Below are 16,142 nucleotides of genomic sequence, written 5' to 3'. Positions count from 1 at the left end.
AGGAATTCCGATCTGATTTTAACGAATATCTAAAAACCCTTTTAAAACGCCAATCGTTTCAGGTGCATGTAATCTTGCACATATATAAGGGAATTCTGGACTTCCTTCAAACATCATTTGAGATGTTAAAGGCGCTCCTGCCCAAAAGATTTCATCATCAATTAATAAAAATGGCAGTGATTTATTTTGCCTTTGTATTCTCACATTTTTTAATGGAATTGGGCCATCACTATAGATTGTTACTTGCGCTGACGTACGCATTAACGCCTGCCATACTCTTTTATCTATCTGCCTTGTACTTGGAAGCGAAATAATAATTTTTTGTTTTGCTGATAAAATATCTTTTAATAATCCTTTTGGTTCTTCCAAATTCATTTGCATAAACCATCTCAAGCGTTTTGTAATTTTTCGTTCTAACAATGGACGCGATGTTGTACGATCGTATACATTTCCGTGTCTTTCTAAATGAGCAGTTAAGTGAGATAACGCTTGTTTTCTAGAAAGATTTTTCCGCATATACTGGCAGTCTGATAACTGAATGAACTTCCCTCTCGCCCTCGTTACCGCAACGTTTACAAGACGATGATTCTTATGATCAAAGAATAGCACGCCAGGCCTTTCTTGCGGATAACTATCTACTGTATCAAATATCATCATGTCTCGTTCAGATCCTTGAAATTTATGAACTGTCGCTGCTAGAATAGGTGTATTTCGATACTTTGTTTTTTGCAAAATTTCTCTTATACACGTTGATAAAAAACGGGACTGCGCGCGATATGGGGTTACAACTCCAATAGATTGAACGCCATCTAACAATCCAATTAAAATCATTTGCATCGCAATCAACCCTGACATCATATTGAAACGTGAGCCAGAAGCTGCATCTTTTAACGAATAAGCTCCCATCAAACTTGTATCAAATAGAGCTGTCGCTTCGTTTGCAAACGGCTGTAATTTCGCTAAGTCTTTTCTTGCCGAAACAGATGGATGATCGAACACTCTATTCTTATAAATAAATGAGTTTGTAAATTTAGATATATCCGCATGCATACGTCTTTGTTCTTGCAGCATAAATAAATTTGGATGTGTTTCATAACTATTTACAGATTGGACAATGCCGGCATGATAAAACATATCTTCCCCTAGCCATTTTCTAACAAGCTCATGGTTTGCCATCGCAATTGGTGGCAACTGTAAAAAATCACCACAAACGACAATTCTTTTTCCAAGAGAAGCCGCTAAGGCAATTTGAGGTACATAGGCCATACTTACTTCATCCACAACAATTAAATCAAATGTTCGTTCATAAATAAGAGAATCAATTGCACATTTGGATAGTGTTGCACCAATTACCTGTGCATTTTCAATATATTCTCTTTCTACTTCTTTAATCTTCGCTCTTTGTTTTCTAAGATCGCCTTCAATTTCTTGCATACGTTTTTTATCAGAAGAAGTTGCTTTATACGATAATATTTTTTGACGAAGATCTTGGCGCATTTCTTCTAAATAAAGCTTTTCTTCCCCCCATGATCCATTCGTCGTTTCCACTAATCTAGAAGCTAACAACGTTTCATGATTACGTATATGTTCATGTTGACTAAATCCATACCGGACAATTTCTCCTGGTGTCCACTTTTCTTTCTTTTCTATTTGCTTTGTTACTTCACTCATTAATACATCCACTGCTGCATTACTATGAGCTAGTACAAGTACCGATTTTCCTTTTTGATAATGCGCCGAAATAATGCGTGATAAATTATAAGACTTCCCTGTTCCCGGTGGTCCCCAAACATATGTCGCCCTATTATAAAAAGAACGATATGCAAGTTCATTCTTCGGATTTTTCATCTTTTCCATATGCTTTGGTGTGCTCTTTCCATCTAAAAGACGTCTTACCCGCTGACGCTTTTGTTTATCTTTTCGTATTTCTTTCAACCGCTCTTGCAGTTGTTCTAATAACTGCCATGGCTCACTATATAAAGTAGCTTCTCTTATTTCACCTTGTATATAATCATTTAATTTCAGTTCGATTTCTAATCCATGTACAGATAGCACTTCTCCTGTTGCTTCCTCACCATCAAATTCAATTCGAATTGGTGTTCCATCAGGTAGACTTACTTCCGAAATAAGCTGAAATACATAAACCGTACTCTCATAATCTGTATATAAAAAACGGCCATTTATAATAGATAATTTGCTGCCGCCTATCGTTTTCCAATGTTTAATTTCATATGCTAACGCTTGATGCCACTCTTTCATCGTTTCCGTTAATGAAGGAGTTTGCGAAGTTGTGTTCATCCTTTTGTCTCCTTCCTTCTCTCCAAACATACTTTCTCACTATATCATAGAACACGATAAAATTTGTAAGGTTTTTATCTTGCTTATTTTCTTAATTTTCAATATTATGATGCATATGAAATTTATGGAAAGAAGGAATTCATCATGCCAGTAAGACGAATTGAACATGTTGGGCTCATGGTTGCAAACTTAGAAACATCGATCTCATTTTACGAAAAAGTTGTTGGACTCAAACTGATAAAACGTATGGGACATCCAGATCCAAACTTAAAACTCGCTTTTTTAGGTGTAGAGGAATCACAAGAAACAATTGTTGAATTAATAGAAGGCTATAATCCCTCTCTTCCTGCAGAAGGAAAAGTACATCATATTTGCTTCAAAGTGGATTCACTAGAAGATGAAATTAAGAGACTGAAGAAGTTACAGGTAACTTTTTTATTAACAGGGGAAATTGAAACATTACCTGATGGAACACGTTATATTTTCTTCTCTGGTCCTGATGGAGAGTGGATAGAGTTTTTTGAGACGGAGCGATAAAGTGAAACTTCCATTTCACAGGACAAAAAGTCAGCACCAGATAGTGTCCGGTGCTGACTTCTACTAATACTATATCATTTTTCTTTTTTTATCCTAATTGTATGATTAATCCTTAGGAAAAAAGCGATGTATTCGCATATAACGCCGGTGAACCACCTGAGTGTACAAATAAAATATTATCTTCCTTCTTAAATGTATCTTTACGGATTAAATCAATAAGTCCAGCTGCCGCTTTACCTGTATATACTGGATCAAGTAAAATTCCTTCTGTTTTTGCGAATAGCTGAACAGCTTCAACCATCTCAGGTGTTGGTAAAGCGTATCCTGGTCCAACGTACTCATCGAAACATGTAACAGCCTCACGAGGAATAAAATTTGGAATCCCAACGTGTGCTGAAGTTTCTTTTACAAGCTGAAATACTTTTTCTTCCTGCTCAGCTTTTCCTCGGCTTACATTAATTCCAATTACCGGTATTCCGCTTTGACTTCCATAAAATCCAGTTATCAAACCAGAATGCATGCCCCCACTACCACTTACACAAACAACAGCATCGAAATTGATTCCTTCATTAAAGGACTGCGCTAAGATTTCCTGAGCGCACGCAATGTATCCCATTGCACCAGTAGGGTTTGATCCTCCAACTGGAATGATATAAGGTGAATGTCCTTTTTCCGTTACCTCTTTCGCTACTTTTTGCATCTCATCCATAAGGTCCGTCCCGTTCGGCACAACAATTACATTCTCAGCACCTAGTAAGTGGTATAAAAAGTAGTTACCGTTGAAATCTGGCTTAGAATCTTCTTCAAGCCCCTCTTCAAGTACAAGGATACATTTCATTTTTTCTTTCACAGCAGCTGCTAACGTTAAACGACAATGATTAGATTGAATACCTCCGCATGTAATTAACGTATCTGCTCCTTTTGCTTGTGCATCCGCCACAAGGAACTCTAATTTTCTTGTTTTATTTCCACCAGCCGTTAAACCAAGTAAATCATCTCGTTTAAAATAAATAGAAGGTCCTCCAAGGGCTTCAGAAAAGTGATTTAATTTTTCAATTGGCGTATATGATTCTGTGTATTTCTTTCTGGGAAATTTCGCTAAATTCATACTAACTCTCCTTATTTACTCTTTATCTACAATTAAAATGGTAATTCAAATATCCATCAAACATTATCTGTTCACTGATAATAACTCTTACACTTTTCATTAGAAAAGTCTTCAGTAACCAAACAAACCCAATGGATTTTTAGCCTGAATTATTTTCAGGAAACATCTCTCAGTATACTGGATTCATTGCGGTAAATCGACTCTAATGATTAAAAAATATTTCTTTTACCTAATATTTAACGAATTCTTTTAGAAACATATGAAAAAGAGCTTTATCAAAAAATAAAGCTCTTTTTATTTAGAAAATATACAGTACGATTTTCATACTACTTTTCTAAATTATTGATCAGCCGAAAAGCGAACAATTTGCGTTAACCCAGGCTGTAAATTCATTTCCCCTTTATGGCGTACATATACCGTTTGATCCCCTTCAAATTTCGGAAGGTTTGCCGGATTATATGTATGCCATTCATTTGTTCCCTCTATAAAATATTCCATATACTCCGTCGCACCAATAATAACATTCTTTGCATCGTCGGCCGTTACATCCGGTGCCATTTGTGCAATCTTTCCATTATGAATAGATAGCTTTTTAATTGCTTTATCACGCTTGTAATCATAAGCGGTTACCATCACATCATTACCATATGCTTTCACTTGTAACCCTTGCTTGAAAGAATAACCATCGGGAGCTCCTGTTTCACCACCATTTGGTCCCGCTGACATCCAACCCGTTTCAATACCACCAGTGTTTACAACGGTAAACCCTCGTTTATCTCCGCCTTCAATTTTCTTTTTCCCAGCCCAGTCTGGTAAATTTAAATCCCAGTGCGTATGGCTTGTAAAGAAAACAACTTGAGGATAATCTTTTAAAATATCGTATAGCTTATCAACATTCAAATAATCTTGTAGATAAGGTGATTGACGTGATCCAGATACTGTATCAGGAAGAACGTGATGAGAGAAAATAAAAATTGGTTTATTTTTATCCTTTTGACTATATTGCTCTAAATTTTGTTTCAGCCAACCGAGCTGTTCATCACTAAGATATACCTCATCCCACATTTTTGGATCGTGGTATTTCATATATTTCTCCGTACCTAGAAATAATAGAGGATATCCATCTAATTCTTTTTTATGATATACCTTATCTTCACCACTAAATTGTAAATACCGGTCAAATAATGATTGTTCTGACACACCATTTGGCCATGTATTTTGAGCAAGCTGACCATCCGCGTTCCATTTCGGAGCATAAAACTCATGGTTTCCTACGGTTGACCACACATTTTCCGGGAGTTTATTTCTATTCAATACACGTTTCACATCATCATACTGATACTGAAATCCTGTTCCTGTAATATCCCCATTCATAATTAAAGCCCGATAATGAGGTGTTACTTTATTCATATCCTTTAATACATGATCAAAATCCCCTAAATCCCCTTGAATATCACTAACTACATTAAACATGGTAGCTGGCTTTCTCACTCTCTCCTGTTCCGCTGCTTCAACATTTATTGAAAAGGTCGGCAATAGTGTTGTAATAGCTGCTAATGATAAAACTGTCTTTTTCACGTGTTCTCCCCCTAATAATATGATAGATAATCCAATCGACACGTGTTGTTTCATTCTCAGGTGCTTGTCCCACTCATAGTATAAAGAGAGATTGTAAAAAACAGTTAAATTCGGTTTTAAATATTCTTTAAGAAAGGTTGTTTTTTACCTGAATCACACAACAATAAATCCGTAATATTACACTTGTTTCATACACAAATATTAATTCTTTGTAAAAATACGAGGAGAGATTCGTTTTGTTTACTTTTAAAAATGATAAAAACCTCTTGGCTTTGTGGGATTAACAAAGAATTTGTTTATCCATAAAAAGATTCATATGTATTATAAACGTTTATTCCTACTGTATCTTATAACTTTTGAATATGAGTATCTTTAAAACTCGTTTGATATTTAAGACCATATCCTAACAGACGATCCATCCCGATATGAGCAGTCCAAATTAAACCGATCATAAGGGTAGCATCTGATTTTAGAAATACGCCTATCAAAATAAGGAATATTGATACTATGTAGGTATGAAACAGGTTATAAACTTGTGCTCCAATACGATTATTAATAAGATATGCTAGCATTGAAACATCAGGTACTAAAAGCAATAAGAGAAACATCAACCAGCTAAACTCATATAATGCATAAATATAAATAGTAGCTACTAAAACAATAAGCCCTTCCATATGTATGATTTTTTTCTCCATCTTTCACCCTCCCTTCTACAAATAACAGAATAATAATACTATTATAACATTTAAATTCAAAACCACACTAAACGAATTATAATACACAAAAAAGCACAGGAATCCATCCTGCGCTTTTTCTTATACTACCTATAATAACTTTCCATCACGTAATGTTAAGATACGATCACATACATCAAGCATTCTCTCATCGTGCGTAATCATAATCGCTGCTTTTTGACTTTCTTTCACTTCTCGTTTCATCATTTCGACAACTTCGCGTCCGCGTTTTGAATCAAGGCTTGCTGTTGGTTCATCCGCTAATATTAAATCTGGATTATTCATGAAAGCACGGGCAATTGCAACCCTTTGTCTTTCTCCCCCAGATAATTGATTTGGGTAATGATTTCTTCTCTGAGATAGTCCAAATGCAGCTAGCAAATGATCTGCACGCTTTTCAGATTCTTTTCGGTCTTCTTTCTTTAATTTTGCAATGTAGAGCAATTGTTCTTTTACATTTAAATATGGAACGAGATTTGCAAACTGAAAAATGAACCCAATCTTTCTTAAACGAATATCTGTCATTTCCTTTTCTGATAAATGCGTGATGTTTTGCTCACGAATATAAATGTTTCCTTTTGATGGTGATAATAACGCACCAGCAATCGATAACAAAGTACTTTTCCCTGATCCAGAGGGACCAACAATTCCGATAAACTCTCCTGCTTTCACATCAAGTGAAATCGGATGAAGGGCAGTTACTTCTGTATTCCCTTCTCCATATACTTTACTTACTTCCTCTAATTTTAATAATGAAGTCATTACATGCCACCTCCAATTGCTTCTAATGCATCAACTTTTAATACTTGATATAAGGAAATAAGCGTTCCTAGTATACTAATAACAATAAAGATTCCTACATATTGACCAATCATTGCTGTTGTTAATAAGAATGGCATACTTTCTGGTAAAATTCTTTGCAATCCTTCTACCAATACGATACTTATCCCCATCGCGACAACAGATAAGAATAATGCTTGCACAACTAAACTATTTGCTAAATACGAATTTTTTGTTCCAATTGCTTTTAGTACACCTAATTGTTGTGTTTTTTGTAGTGTAATGACATAGAAGAACACACCGATTAATAAGGCAGCAATGACAAGCAAGAATGCAATGATCATCGTTAATGTTCCTTGTTCCTCTTTATAACCTGGAATACTTTGAAGAACTTCTTTTTTCTCTATCACATGTGCATTTTTTACCTCTTTATCAGTACGAAGTGCAATTGCGCTGTAATCCTTTTGATTTGGCTGTGTAATTTCCCCCCATACATCTTGATTCACATACACAACAGGCGTGTGACTAAACATTTGATCTTTCGTAAAGCCAACGATTTTGAATTCTTTTTTAGAAACGGGATCAATAATTGTATCTCCAATATCTATGCCTTTTTCTTTAATCGATTCATCAGCAACCATTTCATCTTGTGCTGTTCCTAATGCGTTTCCTTTCACAATCTTTGGTTCCAAGAACGTGTCGCGTTCACTCGCAAAAATTGCAATATCAACCTTTTTCGAACTATCCTTCTTTTCATACGTGGAAACTTTCACATGAAATGGTACAGCATCTTTTGCATCTACTTGCCCTACTACATCATCCACATCTTCTTTCTTAATTTGTGAACGGAGTAACTTATTTTCCGCATCATTTGCTAATACAAATTTTGTTGCATCCATATTTTGAATTGATGAAGCATTGTCATACGATAAGCCATTTGCTAATCCAGAAATCACAAGGACTAAAAATGATAATAAAATCATGATGAGTCCGATCAATCCATATCTTAATTTTGATTGTTTTAATTCACGCAGAGCTAAAAACATTTCGCTCGCTCCTTCCTATTTCTTTCTATGCACTAATCTTAAAAAAGAAATATGAACGGAATATGAACAAAAGATTACAGAAAAACATGCCAAACAAATAGAATAATCTTCAAAAAATATTAAAAATTATTCTGTTTATTGTTTTTCAGCTCTATTTTAAAGAGGAGTGTAAAAATGGACAAACAGCCTTATAAACACTCACTCTCTGTAATTTTTTTATACTATTTTTATTTAATGAGCCGTAATCCTCCACCTCAAAATTTACTAAAAACACAAAAGTTAGGCGGGAGATAATGTGCTCGTAAAAGCTCGGTTGGTGAAGATGAATAATCAGTTATGTTATAGACGTTTCCGTACCCCTTTTCGAGTTTTGAATTAGACACATCTATCAATTGAAGTTCTATAATGTATTAAGAAAGCCATTATAAAAAGCTAAACGAAAACAATTATTAAAAATCGTCATTACTTCAATAATTGTTGTACTTATTCTATTACCTATCCTTTATAAAACTAGCAATTATTTTGCAGCGAAAAGTTCTACAAAACTTCACGAAAGGCTCTTTTTACATAATGAAATTGCCGAACCTAATATTCAAATCGATTCTCAAGTGACGAGTAATACTTCCGTGTTTGGTGGCAACATTGTGACAAATCGTTCTAAAAATATTAATGGTTATTTAGTAAGATGGAGCACACTCACAAGTTCGTATGATTGGCTTCGTATTAATATCAATCTTCAGTTACTGCCCCCTTATATGTCCTAGTGACAGGGTTCTTACCATAGACCGCAAAGCACCATGATGTCAATGATTCTCCTAATTCGAATGCTCTTTTTTCATGATTTAAATGTAATGAATTATAGTATTTCTATATACCCTTCTGCTCCATTCACCCTGATTCTTTGTCCATCCTTGATCAGCTTCGTAGCATTCTCCACACCTACAACTGCTGGAAGACCGTATTCTCGGGCAATGACAGAACCATGGGTCATCAAACCACCTACTTCCGTAACCAAGCCTTTGATAGATACAAACAGCGGTGTCCAGCTAGGGTCGGTAAAGGCGGTAACCAATATATCTCCCTCTTCTAAATTCGCATTTTCCATATTTAAGATGACACGTGCTCTTCCTTCGATAACACCGGAAGAAACAGGTAGACCTGCAATAGCATTAGATGGGAGATGTTCCCGTTTGTATTCACCTACAATGATTTCACCGTCAGACGTGATAACACGTGGTGGAGTTAGTTTTTCATATAATTTGTACTCGTCTTTTCGTTTGCTGATGGTCTGGTAATCTAGTTTGTTTGTGCGTACGACTTCGTGAAGTTCTTCAAAAGTGAGATAATATATATCTTCTGTTTCATGAATAATGTTGGCTTGTACGAGTTGTTCGGCTTCTTTCAGTAAAGCCTGCTTATAAACGAAGTAGCGATTAATCATGCCGTATTTTGGATATTCCCGATAACCGATGAAATTCCGGATTAGGTCGATCATTCGTTTTGTTTCTTTGGCTTTTTGTTCACCATCCGGTAATTGCTTCAATCGATCTAATAACTCTTGTTCTTTTTTCAAAGCTTCCTGTCGCCCTTGCTCAAATTTCCGATTGCTAGCATTAGGCTCAAAGTTTTTGATATTACTAAGAATCACGGGGACAAGTGTAGTTGGTTTTTCGCTCCAACGAGTTTTAGTAATATCGATTTCTCCGGTACATCGCATTCCGTATTTGCTGAGATAATCATAGATAGCGTCTTGGGTTTCCTGTCCACCATCAAACTTAACCAGTTCATCCAAAAAGTTATCATCTTTTACATGTTGTAAATAAGCAATTACTTCTGGATAAGGACGAATCACATCTGCGACATCCAATAGCGCCAGACCCATTTCCGAAGTAATATTGTTTGGTACAGATTGAGAAAGCGTATCTGCTACGTTTTTTTCACCTAACCACTTGTTCATTTTTTCATTGATCCATGTTGAAGCATCCATAGCAGCCATAAACACAGCTGAACTTTGTGGGTCAAATAAAATCTTCTTTAATATCTGGATATCTTCCAGAATAAAATCAAATAAATCCGATCCTAATTTCGTTTGGATGTTTTGTTTTAACTCTTCTATCGATGTTTGACTACTCTTAATCAAATCAGAAACGATTGTCGGGTCGTTTTCGATTTGTGCCCTAGAATCCGTAGACGACACACTTTTATTGCTTTTACCAGAACTCTGTTCTTGCTTATCATTTGGTAAAGATTTTATGAAATCTCCTCGCTCTATTATGGTCATAAGTGCGTCTTTCATGAGCGGATCGTGTTGTCCCATGCCATCTAATAACATTTTTCTGCTGTCAGGTGAAGCCAGCATATGTGTGACATCAACAAACAACCTTCCACCAGCTTTACGCATGGGTGCATTAGTCGTTAACAGGAAAAAAGACAATCCCAGTGGTTTCAGGGGATCGGTCATCATTTGTTGGTGACCAACAGATACATACACGTGATTCTCCTGATCATTTGCTTCAGGAATGGGATACAAAGTAGTAATTGGTCGACTCTGGACAATATAAAATGTATCATCAACCAAACACCATTCGATATCTTGTGGACAACCAAAATAAGTTTCGATCTGTCTTCCTGTGCGTGCTAGTTGTAAAATTTGTTGTTCAGTAAGTGTTTGAGTCTTTTGCTGATCGGGATCGATCTGCTGGGTCTCTGTTCCGCCTTCTTTTAGTCCATAGATAGCCAATTTTTTGGTTGCTATCATCTTATCGACGATTTCCTCTTCCTGTACTTTATAACAATCGGCAGATACCAAGCCAGAGACCAGTGCTTCTCCAAGTCCAAAACTGGCATCGATTGATAGCAGCTTTCGGTTAGAAGTAATCGGATCAGCGGTAAATAAAATCCCTGAAGCCTGTGGGAAAACCATCCTTTGAACGATAACGGATAAATAAACTTGACTGTGGTCAAATCCATTTTGCATACGGTAGATTACCGCGCGATCCGTAAATAGGGAAGCCCAACATTTGCTGATATGCTGCATGATCGCTTCTTTACCGATGATATTTAAATAGGTGTCTTGTTGACCAGCAAAAGAGGCATGTGGTAAATCTTCAGCAGTCGCACTAGAACGTACTGCATAAGCATGTTCATCACCAAACTGGGAGAGATAGTGAGCAACAGCCTTCACTACATCGGAAGGAATCTCTACTTCCATAATGATTTTCCGAATCTTCCTGCTGATTTCACCAATTTGATCTCGATCCTCTACTTTTAGCAATGTTAGTTGATCCAACAATGCGTAGAAGGCTTCGTTTTGTTCGAGGGCTTTTTGATAAGCTTCTGTCGTAACACAAAATCCTTCTGGCACTTGTATTCCATGAATCTTCGATAGTTCCCCTAAATTCGCCCCTTTTCCTCCGGCGAGCAAAAGTTGCGTTTTATCGATCTCCCGAAACTCTAGTACATATGGTTTCATTTCTTTCCCTCCCATTTATCGCTCAATACCAAGACGAATCATATTTCAAAAATTGTTCATCTGCTCAACCAATTACGCTGTCCACTCGTTCCTGCTCCTGGCGAAGTTCCATGTTCATATCAAACCCTCCTTTAAAAAAATAAAAATAGTGGTTGACTGAAAAGGATTTTATGATGTATAATTAAAATAGGGATAATTTGTAGATAAACCCTTTAACAGTGTATAACTATATAAATTTACCACAGGTTTTCTTTTTTATCAATGAATTTACGCAACCACTGCTATGATGGATTATAATGTTACAAAATTTAAAGGAAGAAAAAACCATTTCACAAGACAAATGACGCTACACTAAATGATATCCAAATATCCAATCATTTAGTGTAGCGTCAGGAAAATACGAATTTACAACGTTAAGAAATTCCCATATTAAAAAGCCCCCTTTCTTAGTATTAATATTAAGAAAGGGGGCTTTTTTCGTTACCCCATTAAAGCGCCCTTTAGTGGAGTAACTTTATTGCTACTCAACAGTTCCTTAATCCGCCTTTCAGTTCAGATCTTCTTTTCACTATAAAAACGCCCCTTTAGATAAACAGATCCAAATGGGCCAAACGTCGCAACTTTATTCAAAACATCGCGTCTTTTTTATAAACACCGTGACTTTATTTAAAAGCAACAACACAAAAAACACCTAATAGAAAATGATGTATCGTTGTAACCTAGTTTTAAACATTTCTCAGCTAATCCAATAATAATTCCCTCCATTTTCTCCCTTGATGTTAAAGCCAACACAGCCGACGTATTAGCAATCAAGCAAAGAAGAGATGCAGAATCAATCACCACTATGCATTTTTAATTTTGTATATCCATTTGTAAATTTCTCTTTTTTCTTCAACTTAATTTTGCTTTCTGAAATAAACAGTCCAGCTAATGTAAGAATTGTCCCCAACACAACCAGATATGTCATTTGTTCGTGTAAAACAATCATAGAAGTAAGTACCGTAATGACAGGGACCACGTAAATATAGACGCTTGTTTTAACGGTCCCTAACGCTTTAACGGCATAGTTCCATGTAATAAAGCAAAGAGCAGAAGCGCCAAGGCCCAAGAATAATATATTGAATAAGGAAACGGGATTTGCAAAACGTTCCAGTTCCAGTTGAAAGTCAAACAAGAATAGAGCAGGAATCATTAGTAAAATCCCATAAAAAAAACACTCTTCTTGTCGTTTGGATCGTATTATATCCATAACTACTGATTTTTCTAGTTAATACAGAATAAGTAGCCCAAACTAGAGTAGCTGTTACTGCTAACAAATCCCCCAATGGGTTTAGGTGGAAATTTGAAGTTCCATTAAAGCTGATGAAGTAAATACCAGTAATTGCAACAACAAATCCAATGAAAAAATTAATCCGTAACGGTTCCTCTTTCAAAAATAGATATGTGAGAATGACTGTAAAAAATTCATCAGAACTTTTCAATTTAAAAATAATTGATTTTGCAATTTGAGCTACTTCACAGCCAATTGCGTCTGCTGCCTCTTGTGCAGTACGTGTACTCTCTGGCAATTCTACTACTTTATTTTTTAAACCTAATTCTATTAATTTATTTTGTACAATTTGCGCACTTTCTTTTAACATTTTGATCACTCCATTCTTTACATATGTGTTTATTCCACACTTTTATATGACTTCCTGTGGAGAAAAACTAAAAAACATTTCTAATACCAAGATCATTCACATTATAAATCGCATACCTAATAGTAAACAAAAACGCTCAGAAAATATCATTCTGAGCGTTGATTTATGATTTCGCTTATTCAGTTAAAACACCCGTTAGTTTAGTAAACTATTTTCATTTCAGACAATATCGTTTTCAACTCCATTAATTCATTTATTACCAAATCAGCCTGAGCGAGTTCATCTTCTTGTGCAAAGTCAAAATTACATCCAATTGCAATCAAACCATTATCTTTAGCTGCATTTATATCGGACAGGCGATCTCCAACTACTGCTGCCTTTTTTATATCATATTTTTGTATAATTGTTTTAACTAAATCTCCTTTATCGAGCGTTTGTATTTGCTCAATACTACATGTTTCAGTAACCCAATGATCCAAGTTATAATAACTCACAATTGCTTGCAAATATTCCGTTAAACCATTACTCGCTATGTAAATGGAACAATTATTTTCTTTTAAATAATTGAAAATTTTCTTTACATTAGGGTATAAAGCACCTTTTCCACTCCTTATATTTTCAACTAATCTTTCCAGAAAATAAGCATCCGTTTGCTCTCTTACCTCATTGGAATGATTAGGTAACAAAACTTCCCAAACTTTTGGTAAAGGTACACCCATAATTTCACGGTATTTATCAATAGGGGTTACTGTATCCCATAAATTTAGTGAACGTAAATGGTTAAAAGTATCATCAAGTGATACTTCTAAAATTTTTTCTGTTTGAAATAAAGTTCCATCCATATCAAAAATCAGTGATTGTAACATTTCTCTCTCCCCTTTTTATCATTGCTGAATAACTTCTAAAGTTTAACATAAAATCACAATGGACTTTTCCTCTTTTCAAAATAGTTCAGAAATAACACAGCATTTAACAATCAAATTAACACCATAATTCAAACAATGACAATGGTTATTATCAATCTATTATTGAATATGCTATTACGAATAATAAAGTTCTTTAAAAAATAAAAAAGTCGTATCGTTTTGTAAAAAAGATGAACTAAAATATCCTATTTTACTAAAGAAGAATCTCGATTTTTTTCACTACCGGGATCAGGTTAGTTGAACAATTTATAAATTGAATAGTTTTAAGTTCTATAAAGCATTTCTTTGTAATGAGAAATGCTTTTTATCTCCGTCTAAAACTAACGCTTGTTTAGTAATAAAAATATCATTATAATAAATAAAAATTTATTGTTAAACGATAAATAATGTGTTAAATTCAAATTGACAATAAATAAGTGAGGTGCTTTTTATGAAACGAGTGTCAACGATCTTTTTAAAGATCGCTGTTATTCTTATTGGAATTCCGATTCTTGCTTTATGTGTATTTGGCTTACCTTGGTTAGCTAATAATCCAGTAAATCCAGATTATGCCCATATACTATATCCCATTTTAATCATTATGTATGTATCAGTGATACCGTTTTTCGTTGCGTTGTATCAAGTGTTCCTACTTCTAAGCTACATTGACAAGAACAAAGCTTTCTCGGAATTATCTGTAAGAGCTTTAAAAAATATAAAATACTGTGCAATCACAATCAGTATCTTGTATGTGGTAGGCATGCCACTCTTTTATCTCATGGCGGAGATAGACGACGCCCCAGGTATCATATTAATCGGATTGATTGTTATTTTTGCTTCAATGGTGATTGTAGTCTTTGCTGCTGTTCTTCAAAAACTGTTAAAAGAAGCGATTGATATAAAATCAGAAAATGACTTAACGGTCTGAGGTGATTAACATGGCAATAATAATCAATATTGATGTGATGTTGGCTAAAAGGAAAATGAGCGTAACAGAACTTTCAGAGAGGGTTGGAATAACAATGGCTAACCTTTCTATATTGAAAAATGGAAAGGCAAAAGCAATTAGATTTTCCACTTTAGAGGCAATTTGCAAAGCATTGGACTGCCAACCTGGAGACATTTTAGAATACAGAAATGACGAAGACAACCAAGATTCATAAAGTGAGGCGCAAATCATGAGAGCACTAAAACAACTCGTTCGTTTCGGCTTTGAGCAGGCCCTATCGTGTTTGTTTCCTGTCGTTATTTTTGCCTCTTTGGCTTTTACACAAATCATGCCGTTTCCCTTTCTATCACGGTATGACTGGTTGCTCATCATCTGTCTTCTGATGCAGTGGTGGATGGTTCGTTCTGGACTTGAAACACGTGATGAACTAAAGGTTATTACATTGTTCCATCTTATTGGACTTGCTCTTGAACTTTTTAAGGTACATATGGGCTCCTGGTCTTATCCAGAGGAAGGATATTTCAAAATTTTTGGAGTGCCTTTATATAGCGGATTCATGTACGCCAGTGTAGCGAGTTATCTTTGCCAAGCGTGGAGGAGGTTGAAAGTTGAACTAGTTAGGTGGCCACCGTTTTTAGTAGTTATCCCTCTTGCAACTGCGATTTATTTGAACTTTTTCACCCACCATTATTGGATTGACGTTCGTTGGTGGTTATCTGGACTTGTAATTATCGTCTTTTGGCAATCATGGGTCACATACGAAGTTGATGGAACTCGTTATCGTATGCCACTCGCACTTTCTTTTGTGCTCATCGGATTTTTTATATGGATCGCTGAAAATATCGCAACGTTCTTTGGAGCTTGGAAATATCCAAACCAAATCGATGCATGGAATCTCGTTCATCTAGGAAAGGTGAGTTCATGGCTTTTATTAGTGATTGTTAGCTTCCTTATAGTAGCGACGTTAAAACAGGTTAAGGAGAAAAATCCCACCGAGGTAGATACTAGTCAATTTTTATAACTGTTAAGAACCCTCTTAAAAAAGGTTGGATCCTTAGTACTTTTTAGCGTACAAAATTCCGAATCAGACGCATT

Annotated in this window: 14 protein-coding genes and 1 pseudogene; 5 read left to right on the top strand and 10 right to left on the bottom strand. The window is 35.5% G+C overall.

What is annotated here, in order from left to right; genetic code table 11:
• Window positions 1–18: 18 nt before the first annotated feature.
• Window positions 19–2,328: an AAA domain-containing protein gene (locus Y7E_RS0113580; protein WP_026049207.1), complete on the bottom strand. Its 2,310-nt coding sequence runs from the start codon at window positions 2,326–2,328 to the stop codon at window positions 19–21.
• 114 nt (window positions 2,329–2,442) lie between these two features.
• Between Y7E_RS0113580 and Y7E_RS0113575 the strand changes: the two genes are divergently transcribed.
• On the top strand, window positions 2,443–2,835 hold the full coding sequence (locus Y7E_RS0113575; RefSeq protein ID WP_017151805.1) for a VOC family protein: 393 nt from the start codon (window positions 2,443–2,445) through the stop codon (window positions 2,833–2,835).
• Window positions 2,836–2,947: 112 nt separating this feature from the next.
• Here Y7E_RS0113575 and cuyA read toward each other — a convergent pair whose 3' ends face one another.
• The 5 genes from cuyA to Y7E_RS0113550 all read right to left on the bottom strand — a co-directional run bounded on the left by cuyA (window position 2,948) and on the right by Y7E_RS0113550 (window position 8,081).
• Window positions 2,948–3,943, bottom strand: a complete 996-nt coding sequence (gene cuyA, locus Y7E_RS0113570) for a D-cysteate sulfo-lyase (protein ID WP_017151804.1) — start codon at window positions 3,941–3,943, stop codon at window positions 2,948–2,950.
• A 339-nt stretch (window positions 3,944–4,282) separates the two neighbouring features.
• Window positions 4,283–5,521 carry a DUF4073 domain-containing protein gene (locus Y7E_RS0113565; RefSeq protein WP_017151803.1) on the bottom strand — a complete coding sequence of 413 codons (1,239 nt, stop codon included), beginning with the start codon at window positions 5,519–5,521 and terminating at the stop codon, window positions 4,283–4,285.
• 347 nt (window positions 5,522–5,868) lie between these two features.
• Complete coding sequence (locus Y7E_RS0113560) at window positions 5,869–6,216, bottom strand: DUF4260 domain-containing protein (protein WP_017151802.1); 348 nt, start codon at window positions 6,214–6,216, stop codon at window positions 5,869–5,871.
• A 129-nt stretch (window positions 6,217–6,345) separates the two neighbouring features.
• Complete coding sequence (locus tag Y7E_RS0113555) at window positions 6,346–7,017, bottom strand: ABC transporter ATP-binding protein (RefSeq protein ID WP_017151801.1); 672 nt, start codon at window positions 7,015–7,017, stop codon at window positions 6,346–6,348.
• Window positions 7,017–8,081: an ABC transporter permease gene (locus tag Y7E_RS0113550; protein WP_017151800.1), complete on the bottom strand. Its 1,065-nt coding sequence runs from the start codon at window positions 8,079–8,081 to the stop codon at window positions 7,017–7,019. The genes Y7E_RS0113555 and Y7E_RS0113550 overlap by 1 nt, the downstream gene beginning before the upstream one ends.
• Window positions 8,082–8,509: 428 nt before the next feature.
• Here Y7E_RS0113550 and Y7E_RS31715 point away from each other — a divergent pair.
• Window positions 8,510–8,833 (top strand): annotated as a pseudogene (locus tag Y7E_RS31715) (sigma factor regulator N-terminal domain-containing protein); the annotation flags it as partial.
• A gap of 104 nt (window positions 8,834–8,937) precedes the next feature.
• Here Y7E_RS31715 and ppsA read toward each other — a convergent pair.
• From ppsA to Y7E_RS0113530, 4 genes are all read right to left on the bottom strand, one after another.
• Entirely contained in the window at window positions 8,938–11,553 is a 2,616-nt protein-coding gene (ppsA, locus tag Y7E_RS0113545) for a phosphoenolpyruvate synthase (RefSeq protein WP_017151799.1), read from the bottom strand.
• A gap of 832 nt (window positions 11,554–12,385) precedes the next feature.
• Window positions 12,386–12,745 carry a DMT family transporter gene (locus tag Y7E_RS34390; RefSeq protein WP_026049206.1) on the bottom strand — a complete coding sequence of 120 codons (360 nt, stop codon included), beginning with the start codon at window positions 12,743–12,745 and terminating at the stop codon, window positions 12,386–12,388.
• On the bottom strand, window positions 12,720–13,193 hold the full coding sequence (locus Y7E_RS34385; RefSeq protein WP_026049205.1) for a hypothetical protein: 474 nt from the start codon (window positions 13,191–13,193) through the stop codon (window positions 12,720–12,722). Before Y7E_RS34385 ends, Y7E_RS34390 begins: the two co-directional genes overlap by 26 nt.
• A gap of 200 nt (window positions 13,194–13,393) precedes the next feature.
• A complete protein-coding gene (locus Y7E_RS0113530; protein WP_017151798.1) occupies window positions 13,394–14,059 on the bottom strand; it encodes an HAD family hydrolase in 666 nt (221 codons plus the stop codon).
• Window positions 14,060–14,549: 490 nt separating this feature from the next.
• Between Y7E_RS0113530 and Y7E_RS0113525 the strand changes: the two genes are divergently transcribed.
• From Y7E_RS0113525 to Y7E_RS0113515, 3 genes are read left to right on the top strand one after another with little or no spacing between them, the layout of a single operon-like run.
• Window positions 14,550–15,026, top strand: a complete 477-nt coding sequence (locus tag Y7E_RS0113525) for a DUF2975 domain-containing protein (RefSeq protein ID WP_017151797.1) — start codon at window positions 14,550–14,552, stop codon at window positions 15,024–15,026.
• A 10-nt stretch (window positions 15,027–15,036) separates the two neighbouring features.
• Complete coding sequence (locus tag Y7E_RS0113520; RefSeq protein ID WP_017151796.1) at window positions 15,037–15,261, top strand: helix-turn-helix domain-containing protein; 225 nt, start codon at window positions 15,037–15,039, stop codon at window positions 15,259–15,261.
• Window positions 15,262–15,276: 15 nt separating this feature from the next.
• Complete coding sequence (locus Y7E_RS0113515; protein WP_017151795.1) at window positions 15,277–16,068, top strand: DUF817 domain-containing protein; 792 nt, start codon at window positions 15,277–15,279, stop codon at window positions 16,066–16,068.
• Window positions 16,069–16,142 lie beyond the last annotated feature (74 nt).

Source organism: Bacillus bingmayongensis, assembly GCF_000299035.1.
Classification (GTDB): Bacteria; Bacillota; Bacilli; order Bacillales; family Bacillaceae_G; genus Bacillus_A; species Bacillus_A bingmayongensis.
The sequence above is the reverse complement of the archived record's forward strand: the minus strand, read 5'-3'. Positions and strand labels throughout refer to the sequence as shown.